A 22,285-nucleotide genomic window follows, 5' to 3' on the forward strand; every position below is an offset into this window, starting at 1 on the left:
GGCGCTAGCCGGCGTCACGCAAACACATGCGCGGCTACCGCGTCAGTGAAGCGCTCGGTCTCGGCAGTGATACGCTCGCGCGCCAGCAACAGATTGCCGCCGATCAGCAGCATCGTATCCGGGCCGTAGAAATCGAGGATTTCGCGGGTCCGATCCAAGGTCGTGCCGCCCGCCGGCACCGGCAGCGCGGCACGCATCGCATCGCCGCGGCGCGCATTGTCGGCCAACCGCCGGCAGGTCTGGCGGGAATATCCGAAGCGGCCACCGAAGCTTGGGAAAATCACCGCGTCGGCGCCGAGCAGCGGGAACAGCTTGCCGATCAGCAGTTCGGGGGCGATGCGCGCTGCCCCGCCCATACTGGGATGGGCGAGCCAGGCGAGTTCGGGGAACTCGCGCACCAGCGCCTGCAGCGTCGCGAAGCCGCAGATCATCGGCGCCACCAGCGCGCAATCCAGCCCCTGATCGAGAGCCAGCGTGGCCTGCGTGCGCAACTGGTCCAGATTGCCGCTCAGGCTGGGGACATAGCGGGTCGGGTGGCCGCTCGCCCGAGCACCCGCCGCCACCCCGGCGGCGCAGGCCCGCAGCCGTTCGGCGAAGCGCGCGTAGGACTGATCCGCAAGGCCGTGATCGTCCTTGACGAAGTCCAGCCCGCCGCGCGCCATCTGTTCGGCCAGCCCCGCCAGCGCGTGGGACGGCAGCCCTTGCGGCTTCAACGCCGACGCCGTCAGCGCGCGCCGTGGCAGCCCGAGCCGAGACCGCAGGCCGGCGATCCCGTGGCGCGGGGCGCCGAATGCCTGGATCAGCGAGTGCGGGATGGCGATGTCGGATAACACCACGTCGTCATGCAAGGAGGTGTTGCCGAACACCATGTTCAGCAATTGCCCAGCATCGTCGCCGACCGTGGCGGTCGCCAGGCCGACGCGGACCGCGAAAGCGCCATCGCCCAGGTCCTCGATCCGCTCGACCCGGCCGACGATCTCGGACAGCACGGTTTGGTCGCGGATCGCGGCGATCGGCATCTCGACGCTTTGCTCGACGGCGATAGCCTGGGCGCGGGCCTCGATGTCGGCGGGGGCGCCACGCACGTGGTAGGTGACGCTGAACCGCTCGGTCATGCGGCCGGCAGCACCAGCGCATCGACCGCGATGGCGCCGGCCGCGCCGAGCATGACGGGGTTGACGTCGATCGCCTGCAATGCGTCGCCCAGGGCCAGCGCGGCGTCCTGCAGCGCCATCAGCAGATCGACGAACGCCTCGCGCGCGGCGGGATGTTTCCAGCGCGGACTGGCGAGCACGCGTCCCAGGCTGGATGGCGCCAGGCCGGCCTCGACGAAGCCGCGGCTGACCGGCAGCGGGAACTGGACCACGTCGCGCAGTGCCTCGGCGAAGATCCCGCCCAGCCCGGCGATCAGCACCAGTCCGACGCCATCGGCGCGGCTGACGCCGGCGATCGCCTCCAGTTCGGCGCGAATCTGAGGCTGGACGATGACGCGCGGGCAGCCGACCGTGGCGCAGGCTTTGGCCACCGCGTCGGGATCGCGCAGACCGATATGCACCAGGCCGAGGTCGCTCTTGTGCGCCACCCCGTCGGCGACGCCTTTCAGCACCACCGGATAGCCCAGCCGGGTTGCCGCCGCGACCGCATCCGCGGTCGAGTTGCATTGCAGGGTGGGCACGGTGCGCACGCCGTATTCGGCCAGCAGCCGCAGGCTTTCCGGTTCGCTGAGCGGGCGCGCAGGCAGCGGGTTGGCCGGACGCCGCGATGTTTGCGCCGGAGCATCCGCCGCGGGCGTCATCAAGGCGCCGATCGCCTCCAGCAGGATGTCGGTTTCGGTGAACACGTCGATGCCATGCTCGCGGTAGGTCTGGCGTTCGGCGTCGGGCATGCCGCCCGGCGTCACCACCAGCAGCGGTTTGCCCGAGCGTTCCCGCGCCGCCGCCATCGCCGATCGGTAGGGGTCGCCCTGCCACGGGTTCATCGAATGCACCAAGGCCAGCCCGACCGAGACGCCTGGATCGCCCAGCAGTAGCGCGGGCACCTCCGCCGAACGGCGCATGCCACCGAAAATGCCCAGGTCCAGCGGGTTGCCGATGCGGGAAAACATCTTGTGCGCGTCGATCGCCGCATGGGTTTGCGGCGTCAGGGTGGCGAGCGGGACGGCCAGCGCCTCGCACCGATCGGCGATCAATGAGGCTCCGGCGCCCGAGGTCGACAGCGCGCCCAGGCGGCCGGGGCAACTGCCGTACTTGTCGAGCAACGCGGCGGCCGTCATCAGCCCTTCCAGCGTTTTCACGGTGGCCACTCCGCTGGCCGCGAACAGCGCGCGATACGCCGCATCGTCGCCCGCCAGGCGAGACGAATGCGCCACCGCGGCGGCGGCGCCGGCCGCCGACCCGCCGATCTTCAGCGCAACGACGTGTTTGCCGGCGGCGTGCGCGGCCGAGGCCAGGCGGCGGAAGCGGGGCCCGTCGTCCAGGCTGTCGATCAGCAGCGCGATCACCCGCGTCGGCGGGTGGCCGATGCCGTACTCCATGTAGTCCAGCACCGACATGTCGGCCTCGTTGCCGGCCGAGGCGAACAGTGACAGCCCGGCACCCAGCATGCTCAGCCGCCCGGCCATGGCATCGAACAGCGCGCCGCTGTGGGAAAAGATCGAGATGCCGCCCGGCTTCTGGCGCTTGGCGTGTGAGGTGTTGAATCCGACCGACAGCGGCAAGTGCGCGTTATAGATGCCGTTGCAGTTCGGCCCGACGATGCGGATGCCGTGGTCGCGGGCGAGTCGCTGCAATTCGCGCTGGCGTTGTTCGCCGCCGGCATCCAGGCTCTCGGCATAGCCCGCCGACCCGACGATCACCGCGGACAGGCCGGCTCGGGCCGCGTCGCGCACCGCCTGCACGGCGGCCTCGGCGGGGACCGCCAGGAACGCGATATCCACTGGTTCCGGCAGCGCTGCCAGGTCAGGCCAGCAGGGGATGCCGTCGATCTCGCGCAGTCGTCGGCTGATGCCGTGGATGCCGCCCTGAAAACCGGTCTCGCGCAGGTTGGTCAGCACGATGTAGCCGTGCTTGGTGGTGTCGTCCGACGCCCCGATCACCGCCACCGCGCGCGGGTGGAACAACGCGTGCAGCGCGGCCTGGGTGGTGATCTGGGCTGGCATCCGGCGGTTTCTCCGTCATGATCGCGCGGCATACTGTCCACGGCCCGCTGCCATGTCCATGCGGGCGGGGCCGGGCTAGTGTCCCGGGTCTGAAGTTCGCCAAATCGGGCGAACATCAGTCTCGCGACGCTAGCTCTTTGTTTCAGTGGCCTGCTGATCCCAAAAGTCTGCCGCATAATGCGGCGAACTTCTGGGGCGGGACACTAGGTTTGCGACCAGCTTCGAACGGAGACAACGATGACCGACCCGATCCTGTTGTCGGAAACACGCGGCCATGTCCTGGTGCTGACGATCAACCGTCCCGAGCGGATGAACGCGCTGTCGCCGGACCTGTCCGACGCCTTGATCGCGGCGTTCGTGGATGCCGGCGCCGATCCCGCCATCCGAGCCATCGTGCTGACCGCGGTGGGAGATCGCGCGTTCTGCGCCGGCGCCGACCTCAAGGCCAGGGCGCAGCAGGACGCCGAGGGCAAGCCGTTTCAGCCGTTACTGTCCCGCGTGCAGCGCTACCTGTTCGAAGTGGTGTATGAAACCGTCAAGCCGACGATCGCGGCGGTGAACGGTCCGGCGGTGGCGGGCGGCATGGAACTGGCGCTGGCCTGCGACATCCGCGTCGCCGCCGATCATGCCCGGTTCGGCCTGCCGGAGGCGAAGCGCGGCAAGGGCGCCCATTTCGCCAATGTCATGCTGCCGCGGATGATCCCGTCCGGCATCGCGTATGAGATGCTCTACCTTGGCGAGTATATCGGCGCCGAGGACGCGCGGCGCTGGGGGCTGGTGAACCGCGTGGTCGGGCGCGGCGAAGTATTGAATGAGGCGCTGCGCATGGCCGAGGCGATCTGCCGGAACGCACCGGTGTCGCTGCGCCGGATGAAGGAAACCGCGATCCGCTCCAACGGACTGCCGGTGCCCGCGGCGCTGCGGCTGAACGAGGGACTTAGTCCATACAGCAGCGAGGACCGTGTCGAGGGCATCCGCGCCTACATCGAAAAGCGTGAGCCGGTCTGGCGGGGAAAGTAATGCTTAATCACGCCATCAGGCTCAGGCCAGTTCCAGCCGCACCGCAATTGCCGCGGCGGCGATGACCGCGTTGTCGCCGCGTTCGCGGTCGATCACGTCCAGGCCGCCCTTGACCGCGTTGACCGTAACGATACCGTGCGGCAGCGACGCCTTTACCGCCTCGGTATCCACCTTTTCGGGCTGTTGTACGCCGATGGTGACCTCAACGAACATCTGCGTCTTGGGGTCGATGCCGAGCGAACGCAGCATCGACAGCGAGGAGTGGTGCAGCGCGTCCTGCACCGCGCGTAGCGCCGCCTTGGTGTAGTCGCCGCCGTGCAGATCGTTGCCGCTGCCGAGTTCCAGGATGACGCGCTTGCGTGCCATGGTGGTTGTTTCCTTACGCGATATCGAGCCACACCACCGCGGCGGCATTGGCGATCAGGGTGGCGTTGGTGCCGTCGTCAGTGGTGATCTCCAGCCCACCATCGACTACGGTGACGGTTCCGCTGCCGTGCGGCAGCACTGCCAGCACCGCGTCCTTGTCCACCCGTTCGGGATGCGGCACGCCGATGGTGACCTCCACCTGCATCTGATCCGTGTCGAGGCCGAGCGCGGCGGCAACGCTCAGTGAATTGTGCCATAGCGCGTCTCGCAGCGCGCGGACCGCCGCCTTGGTCGGTTCGGCACCCCTGATGTCGGTGCCCATGCCGATCTCCAGCACCATGCGTTTCAGCGCCATGCGGTGGTTCCCTTGCTGCGGCTTGGACCTTACCCGCGCCTCAGCACCCGGCCAAATTTGCCCCCTACGCAGGTCCGTGAAAGCATGGCGGGCAAACGTATCAGGAGGACGCGATGGACGTCGGCTTGCAGATGGTGTTTGCCAGCTATGGCTGGACCGGGGTTTCGGACGAGCAGGTCTGGGACGAGGAGATCAGGCTCGCCCGGCTGGCCGCCGACAGCGGGTTCGACGCGCTGTGGTCGGTCGAGCATCACTTCAACGATTACTCGTTTTGTCCCGACAACCTGCAACTGATGGCCTATCTTACCGCGGTCTGCCCGAACGTCGATCTCGGCACCGCCGCGGTCATCCTGCCGTGGAACGATCCGCTGCGCGTGGCGGAGCGGGCGATTATGGTCGACCTGCTCAGCAAAGGGCGGCTGCGCCTGGGCATGGGCCGCGGCCTGGCTCGGCGGGAATTCCACGCCTTCCGCGGCACGATGGATGAATCGCGCGGCCGGTTCGATGAAGCAGCGGCGATGATCGTCGATGCGCTGCGCACCGGCTTCATCGAGGGCGACGGCAAGTTCTATCCCCAGCCGCGCACGGAGCTGCGGCCGCGTCCATACAAGCCGATTGATGGACGTGTCTACGCGGTGGCGTCGTCGGACGATTCTGTCGTGTCGGCGGCAAAACTGAATGCCAGGATGGTGATGTTCGCCGATCGGCCGTGGCCGATGCGGATGCCGGCGATCCAGAAACACCGCGAGCTTACCCGCCAGATGCACGGCGGGCCGGCGCTGCCGCCGCTGCTGGCGGACTTCTGTGTCTGCACCCCGACCATGGATGGCGCCGAGGACAGGGCGCGGAAGTACATGGGCAAATTCGTCGAAAGCAACTTCTATCACTACGAGTTGCTGGGGGAGCATTTCAGCACCGTGAAGGGATACGATGCGTACGCGCAGAAGATCGCGCTGGCCAAGGAGGTCGGCATGGACGGCATCGTCTCGGCCTTCATGCAGGCGGCGGTCTGGGGCACGCCCGATCACATCCTGCGGATGTTCGAGGAACGCCGCGCCCTGGTCGGCGACTTCGAACTGGCGACGTCGTTCCGCTTCGGTGGCACGCCATACGCGCTGGCTGAGGATGGGCTGAAGCTGTACGCGAAAGAGGTTCTGCCGGTGCTGCATTCGTGGCAGCAGCCGATGGCGCAGGCGGCGGAATAAGCGCGGCGCTGACGCCGCGTGCCCGCTGCCGGGCACGTTCGTTCAGGAGAACCTAACGGACACAAGTACGCGATCCCGCAGCGCGTGAGCCTGTCCGGCCGGCGTCGATGCCAATTTGGCAATGAATTTCCTGTGCGCATGCGTTATCACCGGTAGAAATCCGGTAATGATCGGCAACGGCGTCCAACCGACACCGTCTTGCCCCGATCCGCCGCTCGGCGGGAAACTGGAACCGCCCGATGACACCGGCTGACCGCATGCAGAAGCCTCGCTACCGCTACCGCCATTTCGGCGGCTTTCGGCTGCTGCTCGCGATGCTGGTGATGTTGCAACACTTCGCCGCCGACCTGGCGCCCTTGCCGCTCGCTCGGGCGTTCGCGCCATACCCGGTCGGCGGCATCGCGGTGCTGGTGTTCTTTGCCCTGTCGGGGTTCGTCATCACCGAGGCGATCGACTGCATCTACCGGGAACGGGCTGGCGCTTTCCTCGGCAACCGGCTGTTGCGCATCGTTCCGCACTTCCTGCTGGCGGTCGCGCTGTCGATGCTGGCGCACGAGATCTTCAGGGCCACCGGCGGAGCGCGGCTGTGGCGTTCGCAGCCATCGTTTCCCGCCGACGCCTTCGCGCCGATCAATGTGGCGTTGAACTTCATCGGCATCACGCCGTTCATCGACCGCGCCATCGACTACAACTTCCTCGACATCACCTGGGCGGTCCGCGTCGAGATGGTGTTCTACCTGGTGATGGCCGGCTGCATCGCGATCGGGGCAAGATTGCCCGGCAAGAAGGGGTTCACCATCGCGGCCACCGCCGCGGCGCTGCTGCTGACGCCGTTGTTCGCTTTCGCGGTCTACGGCCGCGGCGCCAGGATGATGGAGTTCCTGCCGTATTTCGGCTTCGGCGTCGGGCTGTACTTCGCCACAATCGGCCGCCGCGCCGGCTGGCTGACGGTGGCGCTGTCGGTTCCCGCCATGCTTTGGCAATCCATCCTGCAGCAGTCCCTCGAACCGGTTGCCGGCATGCCGGCACCGTCACTGGCGGGACAGTTGATCATGCTTGGCCTGCTACTGGGCGTGCTCGGCGTGCTCGCGTTCAGCGACATCGCCCGGGGGCGCGACACCGACCGCGTGCTCGGCGGACTGACCTACCCGCTCTATTTGTATCACCAGGATGTACTGGTGCTGCTGCTGACCTTTACCGTCGGCTACAGCTACGCCGTGTTCGTCACCGGCATCCTGCTCAGCCTGCTGGTGGCGATGGCGCTCACCAGCTTGGTCGACCCGATGGTGACGCGCTACCGCGACAAGGTCCGCGGCGGCGCACTGCGCGCCGGCAAACCGGCGCGATATGCGCTGGTGCGGCACTGAACCGGGCCGCCAGCGAGGTCGGGGTAGCCGAAACCGCGATCCATACCGCGACCCGCCGATAGAAGCTTGCCGGCAGCCGCCGTCGTCCGCACAATCGCCGCCTGGGACGGCTTGCTTGTCAGGACAAACATCATGCGCATCCGCCTGCTGGCCGTTATCTGCGGCTTGGCCGCTTTATTCGCCGCCGCAGCCCCGACGCGGGCGCAGACCCTGCGGATCGCGCTGCGTGAGGACCCCGATATCCTCGACCCGACCCTGGCCGGCAGCTATGTCGGGCGCATCGTGTTCGCCGGCCTGTGCGACAAGCTGTTCGACATCGACGAAAAGCTGCGCATCGTGCCGCAACTGGCGTTGGGCTACGAATGGGCCGACCCGCGCACCCTGGTCATCCACCTGCGCCCCAACGTGAAGTTCCAGGACAACGAACCGCTCGACGCCGCTTCAGTGAAATACTCGCTGCTGCGCTACCTGACGTTTCCCGGCAGCTACCGCCGCGGCGAAATCAACATGATCGACGACATCCAGGTGGTCGATCCGCTGACCGTGCGGCTGGTGCTGAAATCGCCCTCGGCACCGTTGCTGGCGACGCTGACCGACCGCTCCGGCATGATCCTGGCGCCGAAGGCGGCCGAAACCGAGGGCAAGGATTTCGGCCTGCACCCGGTCTGCGCCGGCCCGTTCAGCTTCAAGGAACGCGTGGCGCAGGATCGCATCGTGCTGGAGCGCTTTCCCGGCTACTGGGACGCCGCCAACATCCATTTCGACCGGGTGATCTACCAGCCGATGCCCGACCCGGCGGTGCAGTTGGCCAACCTGCACACCGGCAACATCGACATTGCCGAACGCGTGCTGCCGTCCGATGTCGCCGAGGTGAAGCGTGATCCCAAGCTGCGCATCGTTACCTCGCCGGCGCTGGGCTACAACGGCATCGTCTTCAACCTGGCGAATGGCCCGCGGGCGAACACCCCGATCGGTCAGAATGCGCTGCTGCGCCAGGCGTTCGAGGCGGCGATCGATCGCCAGGCGCTGGTCGATGTGGTGTTCAACGGCATGTATAAGCCCACCGCGCAGGCGGTGTCGGCGGCCTCGCCGTTATACGTGAAGGGCATCGAACCGGCGCCGCGCGACATCGGCAAGGCCAAGGCGCTGGTCAAGCAATCGGGCGCGGCGACGCCGATCGCGGTGACCCTGCTGGTGCCGAACACGCCGGATCAGACCCAGCTCGCCGAGGTGATCCAATCCATGGTCAGTGAAGCCGGCTTCGAGGTGAAGATCAGCCCGGTCGATGTCGCGACCTTCCTGTCCGCCGGCCACCAGGGCAACTTCCAGTCCGCGCTGCTCGCCTGGTCGGGACGCCCCGACCCGGATGGCAACCTGTATGTGTTCCTGCATTCCGGCATCGGGCAGAATTACGGCCACTATGCCAGCCCGATCGTCGATGCCGCGCTCGACGCCGCCCGCACCGCCACCGACCCGGCCGCGCGGCTGGCGCAATACGCCAAGATGATGCAGCAGGAACGCCGGGATCTACCGATCATCTACCTGTATAATCCGGTCAACATTGTCGGCCTGTCGGCGAAGCTGTCCGGCTTTCGCGCGGTGCCCGATGGGTTGATCCGGCTGCAGGGACTGGCGATGCAAACCACCGCGGCGAAGTAACCGGCGGTGGGTTTCCGCCTCGGCAGCCGGCTTGCCCAGATCGTGCCGACGCTGGTCCTGGTCAGCATGCTGGTGTTCGGCCTGCAGCAGTTGATGCCGGGCGATCCGGCGCTGGCCTTGGCCGGAGAGCAGAGCGGCGATCCGCAGGTCGTAGCACAGATCCGCCAGGAGCTGTGGCTGGATCGGGCGCTGCCGCTGCAGTACCTGCACTGGGTCGGCAACCTGCTGCGGGGCAACCTTGGCTATTCCTGGCATACCCGCCAGCCGGTCGCGCAACTGATCGCACAGAAGCTGCCGGTCACCGCTCAACTGGGTGTCATGGCGTTTGTCATCGCCGTATTGATCGGCGTGCCGACCGGCGTGCTGGCGGCGGTCAAGCGCAACGGCCCGCTGGATTACCTGGCCAACGCGATCGGCCTGGCCGGCTTGTCGATGCCGACGTTCTGGCTGGGCATCATGCTGATCCTGCTGGTCTCGGTCGACCTCGGTTGGCTACCACCGTCCGGCTACGTGCCGCTGACGCAGGATTTCGGGCGGTCGCTGGCCACCACCATCATGCCGGCGTTCGTGCTGGGCAACGCCATCGCGGCGATCCTGATGCGCCACACCCGCAGCGCCATGCTGCTGACGTTGGATCAGGACTATGTCCGCACCGCGCGCGCCAAGGGGCTGCCGGAATGGCGGGTGATCCTGCGCCACGCGCTGCGCAACGCGCTGATCCCGGTGGTGACGCTGGGCGCTCTGGAGTTGGGCACTCTGCTGTCCGGCGCGGTGCTGACCGAGCAGGTGTTCTCGATCCCGGGGTTCGGCAAGATGGTGGTGGATGCGGTGTTCGACCGGGATTATCCGGTGGTGCAGGGCGTGGTGCTGGTCACCGCGTTGCTGTTCATCGTGCTGAACCTGCTGGCCGATGTGCTCTACGTGCTGATCAATCCGCGGCTGCGCCGAGCATGACGATCAGCGCGCTTGGGGTGGTGGCGCTGCCGTTGGACAGTGCAGCCCGCGGCGCGGCGCAATGACGGCTACGGCCACACCGGCGCTGCGCTCGATCGCACCCGCTGCGGCGCCGCGCACGCCCGGCAACCTCGCGGTCAGCCGCTTCCTGCGCCGCCCGGCGGCGGTCGCCGGGCTGGTGGTGATCGTGCTGTTCGTCGCCGTCGCGCTGCTGGCGCCGCTGATCGCGCCGTTCGACCCGATTGCCACATCCTGGACCGCGATCCGCAAGGCACCGTCGGCGGCGCACTGGATGGGCACCGACGAGAACGGCCGCGACGTGCTGTCGCGCGTGCTGTTCGGTGCCAGGGCCAGCCTGTTGGCCGGCGTCGTCTCCGTGCTGATCGCCGCCGGGATCGGAGTCCCCGCCGGGCTGCTGGCCGGCTTCTCCGGCGGCTGGATCGACGCCGCGCTGTCGCGGCTGGTGGATGCCATGCTGGCCTGTCCGTTCCTGATCCTGGCGATCGCCCTGACCGCGTTCCTCGGGCCGGACCTGGCTAACGCGATGATCGCCATCGGGGTGTCCACCGCGCCGCGGTTCATGCGCGTCGCGCGCGCCGCGACACTGGAGGTGGGCAGCGCGGATTACATCCAGGCGGCGCGCTCGCTGGGCGCGCGGGGGCTGCGCGTGGCGCTGCGCCATGTGGCACCCAATATCGTGCCGCCGGTCCTGGTGCAGGCGACGCTGTCGCTGGCGGCGGCGATCATCGCCGAGGCCTCGTTGTCGTTCCTCGGCCTGGGCCAGCAGCCGCCGTCGCCGTCCTGGGGCTCGATGCTGAACGCGGCGCAGCGCTTCCTGACCCAGGCGCCTTGGCTGGCGGTGTTCCCCGGGGTGGCGATTTTCCTCTGCGTGTTGTCGTTCAACCTGGTTGGCGACGGGTTGCGGGATGCGTTGGATCCGCGTGGGTCGTAGGGAAGATCTGAACAAGCCCATTTTCGGCGAGGACCAAGCGGCTGCCGTGTTCGCCCGGCGAGCCCAGACTCATCCTCCAAGATTTATCGCATGAACCGAGAGGCCCGGGCCGGAATTCGCCCTATTTGAGGCTCGGCTGAAGCACGCTGGACACAGTGCTCCTATCAGGCGTGAAGCAGCCGATGCCGAACCATGAACAGATTGGCGAGACCGCAGGTCACCCATGCCCGCTGCGTGTTCTTCGCCAACCCCGAACACCCGCTTGATCACCGCGAACGGGTGCTCAACCTTGGCGCGAACTCCGGATTTCGTGCGGTTCTTGCCGCGTTCCAGCTCATCGACCACGCCGCGGTGACGATACCGCTGGTTGGTGAAGTCCTTGGCGTTCGGCGCGTGCTCGCGGATCACCGCCGTCTATCCACGATAGGCCTGATCGCCTTACACCCGGGTCTCATCGCCATGCAGCAACTCGCCCAGCACCTTGGCGTCATGCACATTCGCGGCCGTGGTTGTCATCGAGTGGATCAGCTTGGTCTTGCTGTCCACGCCGATGTGCAGCTTCATCCCGAAATACCATTGCTGGCCCTTGCGGGTTTGATGCATCTCCGGGTCGCGCGCCTTGGCGGCGTTCTTGGTCGAACTCGGCGCGGCAATGATGGTGGCGTCGACGATCGTGCCGCCGGCCACCTTCAGCCCGCGTTCGGCAAGGTGCTGGTTCACCTGGTCGAACAGGGGTTCGCCGAGGTTGTGCCGCTCCAGCAGGTGGCGGAAGTTCAGGATGGTGGTTTCGTCGGGCACCGGTTCGCGGCCAAGGTCGATGCCGACGAAGCGCCGCATGGAGAGGGAGTCGTAGAGAGCTTCCTCAGCCGCCGGATCCGACAGGTTGAACCAATGCTGCAGGAAGTGCAGCCGCAGCATGCGTTCCAGCCCGACCGGCGGGCGGCCGTTGCCTGCCTTGGGGTAGAACGGCTCGACCAGGGCACATAGTTCGCGCCAAGGCACCACCTGGTCCACCTCGGCAAGGAACTTCGCCCGACGCGTTTGCTTGCTATGCTTGTCGAAGCTGACGCTCGCCAGGGTCTGTTGTCGCATCTCAGCCAACTCCGCTGTTGCGGCTACACTCCTATAGATCGATCCGTGACCGTGTCGAGTGGGACTTGCTGTTTCGGAGGTTCCTTAGGCTGCGGGAGGCGTTCAGCCTGGCCGGAAGGCGCAGGGCTGTTCCTTTCTGGTCAAATCGTCGCTCTGGACAATCAACCGATCGGCCCCGCATCCGTCTGCCTGACCTCGAGCCGGTAGAAGCGCCATTCGTTGCGGTCGAGGCAGACGCGGATCAGCGAAGCGGAGTTCGCGAAGAGCGGCAGCTTGGCCGGGACGGGGCATGCGGGCGGACTGTGCGGCGTTCGGCCGGTTCAAAGGAGAACTGAATTACGCCTGCCGCGATCCATCCCCTAGCGTCGGCGGTTATCCTCATGAAATCCGGGACTGGATCGGGGCGACGGTCCAGCTAGGCTGATACACTATTAGCACTAATGGTTCAGCGCTTCTTGCGCGGAGGAGTCGCCGCACGAACGTTCCTGGTCCAGCGAGATGAAGCTTCCATAACGCCTTTCGGGTCAGAGCTGGCCTTTTACCGAAATTAGGAAGTTGACTATATCGAAATCCTGAAAATGAGTGCGGCCGGTCCTTTCACAAACCTATGCTTCTTCTGGCAGAAGACTGACCTCATACTATGACGGACTCTCGCTCTGCTCGGACATAGTGTCTACCTCTTAAACAACGGCAAGTCTTCCAGCGTTGTACCGGACCGAGACTCTGACGGGTAGCCATATCGTGAGCTTCAGAACGGTGTATCATTTCCACAATAGCCGTTATCGCGCGTCCCGGCGCTCCTGAAAATCAGAGGTTGCGAGGATTGGCCGGTTCTTCGCATCGCTCAGTGCTCGCTCAAGGTATGTGATGATCCCGTCAGGCCCGTCGTCGGCATCCGCGCAAAAGCTCATTGGTTGCCCGGTATAGCCGTTCGGCCGCCCTGCCTCGTCACAATAGACCTCGTGCAAGGCAAGCAAGCCGCCCGGATGGCGAAGAACACGATAGTGCCAGGTCATGCAGGCGTTGCATCGCGTAGGGTGGCCCTGTTGCCTTTCCCGGCACGCGCCGGTTTGGATGCGGCGTCATCTGCCGCGCCGAGCCCGGCGAGGATGACCGGCGGCCGGTCGGGAAACTCGGCGACTAGCTGCAGACGTCCACCCATGGCGGTGACGTAGCTGCTCAAGGTGGAAAGCAGCAGATCACTCCGCTTTTCCAGGCGGGAGATGCTTTCCTGATTGATGCCCAGCATTTCAGCCATGCGCTCCTGAGTCAGGGCGCGGGCTTTCCGCAAGTCCTGAAGCGTCAGATATTCGTCGATCAACTGGCGGGTGCCCACCGCTATGGCCTGCTGCTCCTCCTCGGGAAGTTCATTCAGTAAGTCCTTGAATGGAATCGCCATCATCTGCCTCCTTTTTTGTCGAGCCGGGTGAGGTGGTCCGCGAAACGGGCGTCCGCCTTTGCGATCAGCTGCCGGTAAAATCGCCCGCTGCTCTGCCCTGACTTGTCGGCGGCCACAAGAAGAATGCCATTGCGCGCCGTGTCGAAGGCATAAGCCACGCGCCACACGCCATCGGCCGCATTAAAACGCAGCTCCTTCATGTTGGCGTAACGCGAGCCGTTCAGCGTGTCGGCATAGGGTCGCCGCAAATGCGGGCCGAACTGCTCCAGCAGGCCGATGAGCATGGAAACTCCTCGCCGGACCTCTGGTTCCAACGCCCGGAATTCATCGGCAAAGGCCTCATGCGCCAGAACATCCCAGTCCACCTCATCATAATGAACCAAAGACCAATATGATGTCAAGAGCATAACTTCATCCCGCCCCAATCGACGCCAGTTCCCGGCGTGTGCTCCGTATAGGCGGATGATCGTGCCACGGCGGCGCCCGGGGCGCCCCCCGCACCGCGGCGATGCCGTCCTAGCCCAACCCGATTAGACGCACCCAACCCACGCGCCTAAACAAGCCGCCAATGACCAACCCCGATCCCGATACCCTGGCCCGGCGCACCCTGCGCCGCCACCGCAGCTTCGCGACCGGTCTCCTGGCCCTTATGGCCTGCCTCACCATTGCCAGCTATTTCATCCCGCCCGGCTGGTGGAGCGGACTGCTGCAAGCCTCCGCCAAGGCGGGGTTCATCGGCGGCGTCGCCGACTGGTTCGCGGTCACCGCGCTGTTTCGCCACCCCTTGGGCATCCCCATCCCGCACACCGCCATCATCCCAAACCAGCGCCTTCGCCTGGGTCAAGCGCTCGGCCGCTTCGTCGCCACCCACGTGTTCACCAGCACCGAGGTGTCGAACGTGCTGGCCCGGCTCGACCTGCCCGGTATCGTGGCCCGCTTCCTGGCCGATCCGGCCTCGGCCCGCCCCGCCGCCGTAGCCCTGTCCGGCGTGCTGCCCCGTTTGCTGGCCACCGTCGAGGACGGACGCGCCCGCCGCATCGTGGCCCGCGTGCTGCCACGGATCGTCGGCGGTCCGGCGGCCGGCCAGGTCGTCGCCCGCGCCCTGCACAGCCTGGTCGATGGCGGCCGCCACCAGGAAGTGTTCGGCTTCGTCCTGGGCCAGTTGAAGACCACCCTCGGCGGGCGGGAGGGCGCGTTGCGCCACGCCATCGAGGAACGCGTGCGCGAACAAGGCGGCCGCCTGGTCGGCTGGGCGCTCGGCGCCTCCATCGCGCGCCGCGTGCTGGCGGTGATCAACGTCGAACTGGACAAAATGAGCCCCGACGGGTCGGAACTGCGCGCCGCGTTCGACGAATGGGTGCGGCGTGAGATCAACCGCATGGAAACCGAGCCGGAACGCGCCGCAGAGGTCGGCGCGGCGATCCGCCGGGTGGTTGCCCATGAAACCATCCAGACCTGGATCTGGGACATCTGGGCGCGCCTGCGTGCCGGGCTGGAGGCCGACATCGCCAAGCCGAACGGCCGGGTGGTGCCCTACATCCAGGACGCCCTGGGCAACCTCGGCAGCATCCTGGAAGCCGATCCGCTGGCCCGCGCTCGGCTGCAGACCGCCGCCGAGGGCCTGGTGCGCACCCTGTTGCCCACCGCCCAGGTGCGCATCGCCGACTTCATCGGCCAGGTGGTCGCGAATTGGGATAGCGCAACGATCGTCGACCGCCTGGAGCTGCGCGTCGGCAAGGACTTGCAATATATCCGCATGAACGGAACCATCGTCGGCTTCCTGATCGGCGGACTGCTATACGCGGTGCTGGACACGCTGTTCGGCCAGACCCCGTTCTAGGCACGATCGCGGCTTCGGCGGAAGGTTCACGCCGGGTGGATCATGCGACAAACACAAGCCGGGTGAATCATGCGACAAGGCAACTGAACCAAGCGGCGGAGAAATCGAGGCATGGCAAGACTTTCGGTGCTGGATCAATCGACCATCGTCGCCGACCGCTCGCCGGATGCGTCGATCCGCGAGAGCATCGCGCTGGCCCAGCATTGCGAGGCGCTGGGGTACCACCGCTACTGGTGCGCCGAACACCACAACTCGGATAGTCAGGCCGGTACCGCGCCGGAAATCCTGATCGCCGCGATCGCCGCCACCACCCAGCGCATTCGGGTCGGTTCGGCCGGCGTGATGCTGCCGCATTACTCGGCCTTGAAGGTCGCCGAACAGTTCCGCGTGCTCGATGCGATCGCGCCCGGGCGCATCGACCTGGGCGTCGGACGAGCACCCGGATCGGACGGGCTGACCGCCTATGCGCTGAACCCGAGGGCGGACACCGCGGCCGACCAGTTCCCCGCCGACATGCGCGATCTGCTGGCCTGGCTGTCGGGCCAGAAGCTGATCGAGGGCCATCCGTTCCGCGACGTCCGCGCCCAACCGGCGGGCCCGACCACGCCTGAGGTCTGGGTGCTGGGCAGCTCCGACTACGGCGCCCAGGTCGCGGCCTATTTCGGTCTGCCGTTCTGCTTCGCCCATTTCATCACCGATGGCCAGGGCGCCGAACAGGCGGTGGCAATCTACCGCCAGGGATACCGGCCGAGCGCGCGCCACGCCGCTCCGCACGCCGCATTGTGCGTCTGGGCGATGGCCGCCGAGACCCAAGGGGAAGCCGACTACCTGTTCCGCTCGCGTGAGATCTGGCGGCTGAACCGCGACCGCGGCCTGTTCACCGCGCTGGCTTCACCTGAGCAGGCAGCGAGCCACGCCTACTCGGATGCCGAGGCCGCCCGCGTTGAGCGGCTGCGCGCACGATCCTTCTACGGCACCGCCGATAATGTGGGCGCCAAATTGCGCGCGTTGGCCCAGCAGCACGAGGTCGAGGAGATCGCCATCCTCACCACCCTGCACGATCCAGCGGCCCGACGGCGGTCCTATGCCCTGCTGGCGGATCAGATGCGGTAGCTTCGTCAGGCGCCCGGCGGAGGCCGCGGTCGTTGGCGGTCCAACGCCCGGCCGGGGCGGCAAGTCCAAAGTCCGGCCCGGGCGACAAGTCCAACGGCTGGCCGGGGCGACAAGTCCAACGAACGGCCCGGGCGGCGAGTCCAGCGGCCGGCCCGGCCGGGCGACAAGTTCAACGGCTGGCCGGGGCGGCAAGTTCAACGGCCGGCCGGGTAGCAAGTCCAACCGCCGGCCGGGGGCAAGTGCAGCGTCAGGAAAGCGCTGGCCGGCCGGTCAATGGTCGGCCAGCCAGCCGGCCACGGTCAGCGCCGTGACCGGCATCGCGAACACCGCCCAATTGGCGAGACCAAGCCCGGTCAGCACCGCCGCCACCGCCACGATCAGGCCGACCCCGGCAAGGTTGCGGCTGTCTCCGAACAGGGTCTTGGCGAACGCCTTCACGCCGCCGCCCGCCGCGGCCGGGCGCGTATCAGCGGCACCAGCGCCTGGCCGCCGACCAGGAAGAACAGTTCCAGCGCCAGCAGCGTCCAATCGCCCAGCGGCCAGACGTTGCCGGCCAACGCGCCCAGCGTCCAGAACGTTCCAAACGAAACGATCATCGCGCCGACCACGAACTTGATCGTGTTTTCCGGCACCCGGCGCAGCGGTGCTCGGATCGAAAGCCCGGCCACGAACACCACCAGCAGAGCGGCCAGCGCGGCGCCGGCGTTCGACACCCAGGCCTGGCTGTGCAGGCTGAACGCCACCACCAGCAGCCAGACCTCCAGCCCCTCGAGCAGGGTGCCCTTGTAGGCGATCAGCCAGGCGGCGAACCAGTCACCCTTGCTGACGGTGGCTTGGGTGTCGCGGAATTCGGCGTCCTCGTCGTGCAACGGTTTCAGGCCGGCCTGGCGGGCGATCGCCTTGGCCAGCCAGCGCACGCCGAACAGCAGCAGGAACACGCCGATGACGAACTGGATGACATGCAGGTTCAGCCCCAGGCTGAACGCCCCTCCGGTCAACGCGGTCAGCACCGCCAGCGTGGCAAGCCCCGCCGCCGCCGCCGCCAAGGAGGCGCCCCAGCCGATGGTCAGGCTGACCGCGAGCACGATGGTGAACGCTTCCACCCACTCCACCCCGGCGGTGAGAAACAGAGGCAGCAAGGCCGGCCAATCCATGCGCTAGGATCTCCTTCGCTGCTGAAGGTCATAGCGTCAGACTTTGCAAGGTCGCAACCGTCTTGCGACACCCGAGCGCGGGCGCCACCCGAGCGGTTTGTTGGCATGGAAGTATTATCAGGGAGTTAGCGGTGCTATTATTGCCTTTTGCCAATTTATAGTTCCAATTGCAACCAAGCGATCGCGGCATCGCGCGGTCCGGGGGACAATGCATGACCGGACATCTGGATGATTTCAGCGGTGACATTCGGCGCAACTGCGACAGCGGCGCTGGGCCGATGTTGTTTGCCGACCGTGCGGCCGGGACGATAGCCCGTCAAGCCGATGGCCGAGCCGGTAAAGGCGGGCGGGTCTATTGCTGAGTGCGATGGCCGCGGCGGGTCTGATCGGTCGGCGCCTCGGCCACTTCCTCCACCGTATGCCACGGCCGCTCCGCCGCGGGGCGGAGATCGGACGGCACCTGGTTGATCGCGGGCTGTGGCGCCGGACGGGTCACGCTGGAGATCGTCGACCCGATGTCCGGACGGTTATAGATGAATCCGTAGGTTGGATAGACCGATCCGAACCGGCTGCTGTGACCGAGTTCGACGCGGACGGCCGACCAGTTGTTGGCCTCGGAGACGTCCACCACCGCGATGTTGTGCGATACCGCGCCATAGTAGCCGCGGGTCGGCCAATTGGCCTGGTCCACCCTGACCTCGCGCGGATTGACCACCGTGGTGACGACGGCGACATGGCCGAGTTGCATGCGGCTGTTGGCGCGGAAATTGAGCACGCTGCCGGATTCGGGCTGATCACCGCGGGCATAGACACCCTCGGCGTTCTTCCACCATTGCCAGGCGTTGCCGGGGACCATGATGTGGGACACCTGGCGGGCGTAGGGCACGCAGGAAATGCCGTACGAGATGGAGCCGAACGGCTCGTCGCGCAGGTTGGTGCGGTAGGACACACCGGCTGTGGAGGGCATCCGGCTGCGGATCGGGTGTCCTTGCAAGGACGCGGTCGGGCGGATCATGGCGCGGCTCGACCGGGTTTGCGCGGCGGTGGCGGAGGTGGCGAGCAGACTGAGACCGAGCGGTAAGACCGAAACCAAGAGCCATGTCTTTGTTCCTGATTTCGCCGCCCGCATTGGACTCGATCCCCCGACCACCGTAGATAGGTCTGGCGGTAACAGCAGGGTTGCAGAGGTGACAACCCGTCGCGACGGCAGAATCGGCGGCGGTATCGGATTTCGTCGTATCGGCCCTGTGGATAACGTTGAAAAATAGGGACATTGTCCTAAAAAATAGGCTTTCATGATGATTGGCCAATAAATATGGCTTAGCTTCAATCTTGCTGCACGGCGTTGGCACCGGAGTCGCGCTTCGAATCGGGAGTTGGTGCTGGTGGGTCAAGGAAGCTGGCGCGGCTTTTGGAGGGAGATCGGCGGATGGATGCGGGCATCGACCGGGTGGTACGAATCGGCGGGATGGCGATCGGCAACCGCTGCCCGTTCGTGCTGATCGCCGGACCGTGCCAGATCGAGTCGCGCTCGCACGCGCTGGAGGTGGCGCAGGCGCTGCGTGAGATCGGCGAGCGCACCGGCGTGCCGGTGATCTACAAGTCGAGCTTCGACAAGGCCAACCGCACCAGCGCGTCGGCAGAGCGCGGCATCGGCATGGCGGCCGGGCTGGGGATCCTGCGCGACGTGCGGGAGGCGACCGGGCTGCCGGTGCTGACCGACGTGCATACGGCGGATCAGTGCTCGGCGGTGGCCGAGGCGGTGGATGTGCTGCAGATCCCGGCTTTCCTGTGCCGGCAGACCGATCTTCTGCTGGCGGCGGGGGAGACCGGGCGGGTGATCAACGTCAAGAAGGGCCAGTTCCTGGCGCCGTGGGACATGGCGAACGTCGCCGCCAAGATCGCCGGCACCGGCAACCAGAACATCCTGCTGTGCGAACGGGGCGCGAGTTTCGGCTACAACACCTTGGTCAGCGACATGCGCAGCCTGCCGATCATGGCGGCGACGGGTTACCCGGTGGTGTTCGATGCCACGCACTCGGTGCAGCAGCCGGGGGGTCAGGGGACCTCATCGGGCGGTCAGCGCGAGTTCGCCCCGGTGCTGGCCCGGGCGGCGCTGGCGGTGGGGGTGGCGGCGGTGTTCATCGAGACCCATCCCGATCCGGACCGGGCGCCGTCGGACGGTCCGAACATGATCCCGCTGCGGCAGATGGAGGCTTTGGTGGCGCGGCTGGCGGCGTTCGACCGGCTGGCGAAGCAGCCGGGGTGACGGGTTGCGGCGGTCATCCCGCCGGGGTTGTTGCATTTGTCACCGTCGGCGGCTGCGTTCGGCGCTTGATGCGGCCGCGGCAGCGTTGGACCCGGGTTCCCGTTCAGCAATCCAGCCGGTAGACGCGCCGTGCCGTGCCCGCGAAGATCGCCGCCTTTTCGTCGGCCGAACAGCCGGAGGCCAGACGTTTCAGGGCGTTGAACAGGGCGGCGTAGCCGATGCCCATTTTCTCCACCGGGAAGTTGCTTTCGGCCAGGCAGCGGTTGGCGCCGAAGCGTTCGATGCAGGTCTCGACATAGGGGCGCCAGTGCGCGGCGAGTTGTTCGGATGATGGCGGTGCGTCGAGTGCGAGGTAGTCGTAGGCGGCCAGGCGCATCATCATGCCGCCCAGCTTGATGCTGACGCTCGGGCAGCTCGCCAGGTCGGTGATCGATCGCTTCCAGTCGGCGAATACTGCGTCGCGCTGGCCGGCGTAGCGGCCGTAGCCGAGCGGGCCGCCGCAGTGGCCGACGATGATGTTGCTGGCGGGAAACGCCCGCGCCAGGTCGGTGATGTCGGGCAGTTGCGGATGAAAGCACCAGGCGTCGAGCGACAGGCCGAGGGCGGACAGGCGGGCCATGCCGGCGCGAAAATCGGGGCGGAGGTACAGTCCGGGCTGGATGCCGGGGGCGCTGTTGCCGATCACCGGGTCGGCGTCGTGGCCGGCGGAGTGCCGCACGCCTCGGAAGCGGCCGCCGCCGGCTCGGATATGGGCCTCCAGCACCGGGGTGACCCAGTCGCCGGCGGTGAGGTCGGCGTAACCGACGATGCCGGCGCCGACCCGGGTCTTGGCGTAACCGCCGCTGTCGGCCATGGCGGCGATGCCGGCGACGAACTCGGTCTCGCCGACCGGGCGCATCGGTGCCGGTCCGGTGGCGCGATACATCGAGTGGCACTGCAGGAACACGCTGCCGACGATGGTGTGGCCGGTGGCGCAGTCGGCGAGGAATTCGTGCATCAGGTAGCGGAATGCCGGTACGTGCCACGATTCGCCTTGGGTTGGGGCGGTGCGGTGCCAAAGGTGGTGATGGGTGTCGATGATCGGCAGGTCGGGGTCGATGATCGGTTCGGGCGGGGCTTTCGCCAGCCAGGCGTCGCGCGGTGGGAAGATCCTGCCGAAGGAGGTTTGAGCTTGGGTTGAGGTCATTTTTCCCCCGGAAATCCAGTTGGCGGATTACCGCACGGGCACGCTCGACGCTCAAGCCGGGGTCAGTGCGCCGGCGGGGGCACGCCGGGTTGGGTATCGGTGGGAGCCGCCGCGGGCGGCGCGGTGTCGGGGGGCGGGGCGGCGTCGGGGGACGCCGTGGCGGCGGGTGGGCTGAACGGCTGGGTTGCCGGCGGGTTGGCCTGCGACGGAGCGCTGTTCGGCGGCGGCCGCAGTGCCTGCGTCTGGCGCGTGAGGTCGGTGACACAGCGGCTGAAGGTTGCGCTGATCGCCGAGGACCCGGCGAGCGAGATGGTCCACGGTGGCTCATTGCCGTCGGGGAAGGTCAGCGTCATCGACGGCGCGGCACGGAACTGCTGATCGAACGTTTGCGTGGCCGCCGGGTCGATCGACCAATCGATGCTGTTGGCGTGCCCGGTCGCCTGCTCGGTCCAGGGCGTGTTCAGGCCAAGCTGCATCACCACCGGGATCGGCGTGTTGTCCGGGATCGACCAGCCCGGCTTGGTCGCCGAGAACATCCGGTTGGCGCCGCCAATGTCGAAGCGGATCGACAGCCGGCGGTGGTCGGCGGGGTTGGTGGTGCCGACGCCGCACACCGCGCCGCCATTGGCGTTGCGGCCGCTGAACGCATCCCACGCCCCGGCATGGTAGTAGCTTTGCAACGGTGGGTCCGCCGCCGCCGATGCACACTGGGAGCCGATGGCCAGGGAAGCGGCGGCAAGTGTGATCAGGGCCAACGGTTTATAGGATCGAGACTGTTGCACGCGGCTCTCCTTTCCGGCTTGTGGGAAGGTGGGATGGCGCGCGGGCGAGGCGAACGATCCTGTTCTCAAATGAAGGTGAGATAGCGTCGGGGCGATGAATGCCAGACGCCGCGCAGCGGTGAACATCAGACGGCGCGCGGCGGTGAACATCAGATGGCGCGCGGCGATTAATATCAGACGGCGCCGTGGGCGGGAGGGTCATCGCACTTGGATTCTCTGTCGGCGCCATCTGCCGGACGCGGCGTGACCAAGAGAAGCGGTTTGAAACCGCAGATGCGCGCCAATGCAGGCAGATTGGAGTTACGCTGAAAACCGGGTTGCATGTCCTTTCCGCATCCGTGGTTCCGGCATCGTGCGCTTGCGGCAAATGCAATTGCCCTGAGCCGTGGGCGCGGCTTGGGCCGGCAACATCGGG

Annotated in this window: 21 protein-coding genes and 1 pseudogene; 9 read left to right on the top strand and 13 right to left on the bottom strand. The window is 66.8% G+C overall.

Annotated features, from left to right (window positions below; translation table 11 throughout):
- Positions 1 to 14: 14 nt before the first annotated feature.
- Together ACQY4T_RS22045 and ACQY4T_RS22050 are read right to left on the bottom strand one after the other, a co-directional pair.
- A complete protein-coding gene (locus ACQY4T_RS22045; RefSeq protein ID WP_428535057.1) occupies positions 15 to 1,115 on the bottom strand; it encodes a RuBisCO large subunit C-terminal-like domain-containing protein in 1,101 nt (366 codons plus the stop codon).
- Complete coding sequence (locus tag ACQY4T_RS22050; protein WP_428535059.1) at positions 1,112 to 3,157, bottom strand: acetate--CoA ligase family protein; 2,046 nt, start codon at positions 3,155 to 3,157, stop codon at positions 1,112 to 1,114. Before ACQY4T_RS22050 ends, ACQY4T_RS22045 begins: the two co-directional genes overlap by 4 nt.
- 237 nt (positions 3,158 to 3,394) lie before the next feature.
- On the opposite strand from ACQY4T_RS22050, the gene ACQY4T_RS22055 reads away from it, so the two are divergent.
- Positions 3,395 to 4,177, top strand: coding sequence for an enoyl-CoA hydratase/isomerase family protein (locus ACQY4T_RS22055; RefSeq protein WP_428535061.1), 783 nt, complete (start codon positions 3,395 to 3,397; stop codon positions 4,175 to 4,177).
- A gap of 21 nt (positions 4,178 to 4,198) precedes the next feature.
- Here ACQY4T_RS22055 and ACQY4T_RS22060 read toward each other — a convergent pair whose 3' ends face one another.
- Both ACQY4T_RS22060 and ACQY4T_RS22065 read right to left on the bottom strand, forming a co-directional pair.
- Positions 4,199 to 4,543: a Lin0512 family protein gene (locus ACQY4T_RS22060; protein ID WP_428535063.1), complete on the bottom strand. Its 345-nt coding sequence runs from the start codon at positions 4,541 to 4,543 to the stop codon at positions 4,199 to 4,201.
- A 13-nt stretch (positions 4,544 to 4,556) separates the two neighbouring features.
- Positions 4,557 to 4,898, bottom strand: a complete 342-nt coding sequence (locus ACQY4T_RS22065; protein ID WP_428535065.1) for a Lin0512 family protein — start codon at positions 4,896 to 4,898, stop codon at positions 4,557 to 4,559.
- 113 nt (positions 4,899 to 5,011) lie between these two features.
- Between ACQY4T_RS22065 and ACQY4T_RS22070 the strand changes: the two genes are divergently transcribed.
- From ACQY4T_RS22070 to ACQY4T_RS22090, 5 genes are all read left to right on the top strand, one after another.
- Positions 5,012 to 6,103: an LLM class flavin-dependent oxidoreductase gene (locus tag ACQY4T_RS22070; RefSeq protein ID WP_428535067.1), complete on the top strand. Its 1,092-nt coding sequence runs from the start codon at positions 5,012 to 5,014 to the stop codon at positions 6,101 to 6,103.
- A gap of 239 nt (positions 6,104 to 6,342) precedes the next feature.
- Entirely contained in the window at positions 6,343 to 7,470 is a 1,128-nt protein-coding gene (locus tag ACQY4T_RS22075) for an acyltransferase family protein (protein WP_428535069.1), read from the top strand.
- Positions 7,471 to 7,602: 132 nt separating this feature from the next.
- A complete protein-coding gene (locus ACQY4T_RS22080) occupies positions 7,603 to 9,129 on the top strand; it encodes an ABC transporter substrate-binding protein (protein ID WP_428535071.1) in 1,527 nt (508 codons plus the stop codon).
- A 6-nt stretch (positions 9,130 to 9,135) separates the two neighbouring features.
- Positions 9,136 to 10,083: an ABC transporter permease gene (locus tag ACQY4T_RS22085; RefSeq protein ID WP_428535073.1), complete on the top strand. Its 948-nt coding sequence runs from the start codon at positions 9,136 to 9,138 to the stop codon at positions 10,081 to 10,083.
- A 61-nt stretch (positions 10,084 to 10,144) separates the two neighbouring features.
- Positions 10,145 to 11,035, top strand: a complete 891-nt coding sequence (locus ACQY4T_RS22090) for an ABC transporter permease (RefSeq protein WP_428535075.1) — start codon at positions 10,145 to 10,147, stop codon at positions 11,033 to 11,035.
- A gap of 164 nt (positions 11,036 to 11,199) precedes the next feature.
- On the opposite strand, the pseudogene ACQY4T_RS22095 reads toward ACQY4T_RS22090, so the two are convergent.
- The 4 genes and pseudogenes from ACQY4T_RS22095 to ACQY4T_RS22110 all read right to left on the bottom strand — a co-directional run bounded on the left by ACQY4T_RS22095 (position 11,200) and on the right by ACQY4T_RS22110 (position 13,933).
- Positions 11,200 to 12,127: pseudogene (locus ACQY4T_RS22095) on the bottom strand (IS5 family transposase).
- 779 nt (positions 12,128 to 12,906) lie between these two features.
- Positions 12,907 to 13,143, bottom strand: a complete 237-nt coding sequence (locus tag ACQY4T_RS22100; protein WP_428535077.1) for a hypothetical protein — start codon at positions 13,141 to 13,143, stop codon at positions 12,907 to 12,909.
- Positions 13,140 to 13,526 carry an XRE family transcriptional regulator gene (locus ACQY4T_RS22105; protein ID WP_428535079.1) on the bottom strand — a complete coding sequence of 129 codons (387 nt, stop codon included), beginning with the start codon at positions 13,524 to 13,526 and terminating at the stop codon, positions 13,140 to 13,142. The genes ACQY4T_RS22100 and ACQY4T_RS22105 overlap by 4 nt, the downstream gene beginning before the upstream one ends.
- Positions 13,526 to 13,933, bottom strand: a complete 408-nt coding sequence (locus ACQY4T_RS22110) for a type II toxin-antitoxin system RelE/ParE family toxin (RefSeq protein ID WP_428535081.1) — start codon at positions 13,931 to 13,933, stop codon at positions 13,526 to 13,528. The genes ACQY4T_RS22105 and ACQY4T_RS22110 overlap by 1 nt, the downstream gene beginning before the upstream one ends.
- A 161-nt stretch (positions 13,934 to 14,094) precedes the next feature.
- On the opposite strand from ACQY4T_RS22110, the gene ACQY4T_RS22115 reads away from it, so the two are divergent.
- Positions 14,095 to 15,366, top strand: coding sequence for a DUF445 domain-containing protein (locus ACQY4T_RS22115; RefSeq protein WP_428535083.1), 1,272 nt, complete (start codon positions 14,095 to 14,097; stop codon positions 15,364 to 15,366).
- 111 nt (positions 15,367 to 15,477) lie between these two features.
- A complete protein-coding gene (locus tag ACQY4T_RS22120; RefSeq protein WP_428535085.1) occupies positions 15,478 to 16,479 on the top strand; it encodes an LLM class flavin-dependent oxidoreductase in 1,002 nt (333 codons plus the stop codon).
- A gap of 270 nt (positions 16,480 to 16,749) precedes the next feature.
- On the opposite strand, the gene ACQY4T_RS22125 is transcribed toward ACQY4T_RS22120, so the two are convergent.
- The 3 genes from ACQY4T_RS22125 to ACQY4T_RS22135 form a co-directional block, all read right to left on the bottom strand.
- Entirely contained in the window at positions 16,750 to 16,917 is a 168-nt protein-coding gene (locus ACQY4T_RS22125; protein WP_428535086.1) for a hypothetical protein, read from the bottom strand.
- Entirely contained in the window at positions 16,914 to 17,633 is a 720-nt protein-coding gene (locus tag ACQY4T_RS22130) for a hypothetical protein (RefSeq protein ID WP_428535087.1), read from the bottom strand. Before ACQY4T_RS22130 ends, ACQY4T_RS22125 begins: the two co-directional genes overlap by 4 nt.
- A gap of 352 nt (positions 17,634 to 17,985) precedes the next feature.
- Positions 17,986 to 18,600 carry a CHAP domain-containing protein gene (locus ACQY4T_RS22135; RefSeq protein WP_428535089.1) on the bottom strand — a complete coding sequence of 205 codons (615 nt, stop codon included), beginning with the start codon at positions 18,598 to 18,600 and terminating at the stop codon, positions 17,986 to 17,988.
- A 462-nt stretch (positions 18,601 to 19,062) separates the two neighbouring features.
- Here ACQY4T_RS22135 and kdsA point away from each other — a divergent pair, with 462 nt between their 5' ends.
- The gene (gene kdsA / locus ACQY4T_RS22140) at positions 19,063 to 19,902 is read left to right on the top strand and encodes a 3-deoxy-8-phosphooctulonate synthase (protein WP_428535091.1); all 840 of its coding nucleotides are present in this window, start codon (positions 19,063 to 19,065) and stop codon (positions 19,900 to 19,902) included.
- Positions 19,903 to 20,005: 103 nt separating this feature from the next.
- Here the strand turns inward: kdsA and ACQY4T_RS22145 are convergent, their stop codons facing one another.
- The gene (locus ACQY4T_RS22145) at positions 20,006 to 21,088 is read right to left on the bottom strand and encodes an amidohydrolase family protein (protein ID WP_428535093.1); all 1,083 of its coding nucleotides are present in this window, start codon (positions 21,086 to 21,088) and stop codon (positions 20,006 to 20,008) included.
- A gap of 62 nt (positions 21,089 to 21,150) precedes the next feature.
- On the bottom strand, positions 21,151 to 21,870 hold the full coding sequence (locus tag ACQY4T_RS22150) for a hypothetical protein (RefSeq protein WP_428535095.1): 720 nt from the start codon (positions 21,868 to 21,870) through the stop codon (positions 21,151 to 21,153).
- Positions 21,871 to 22,285 lie beyond the last annotated feature (415 nt).

It is taken from the genome of Rhodopila sp., from assembly GCF_965277825.1.
Lineage (GTDB): Bacteria > Pseudomonadota > Alphaproteobacteria > Acetobacterales > Acetobacteraceae > Rhodopila.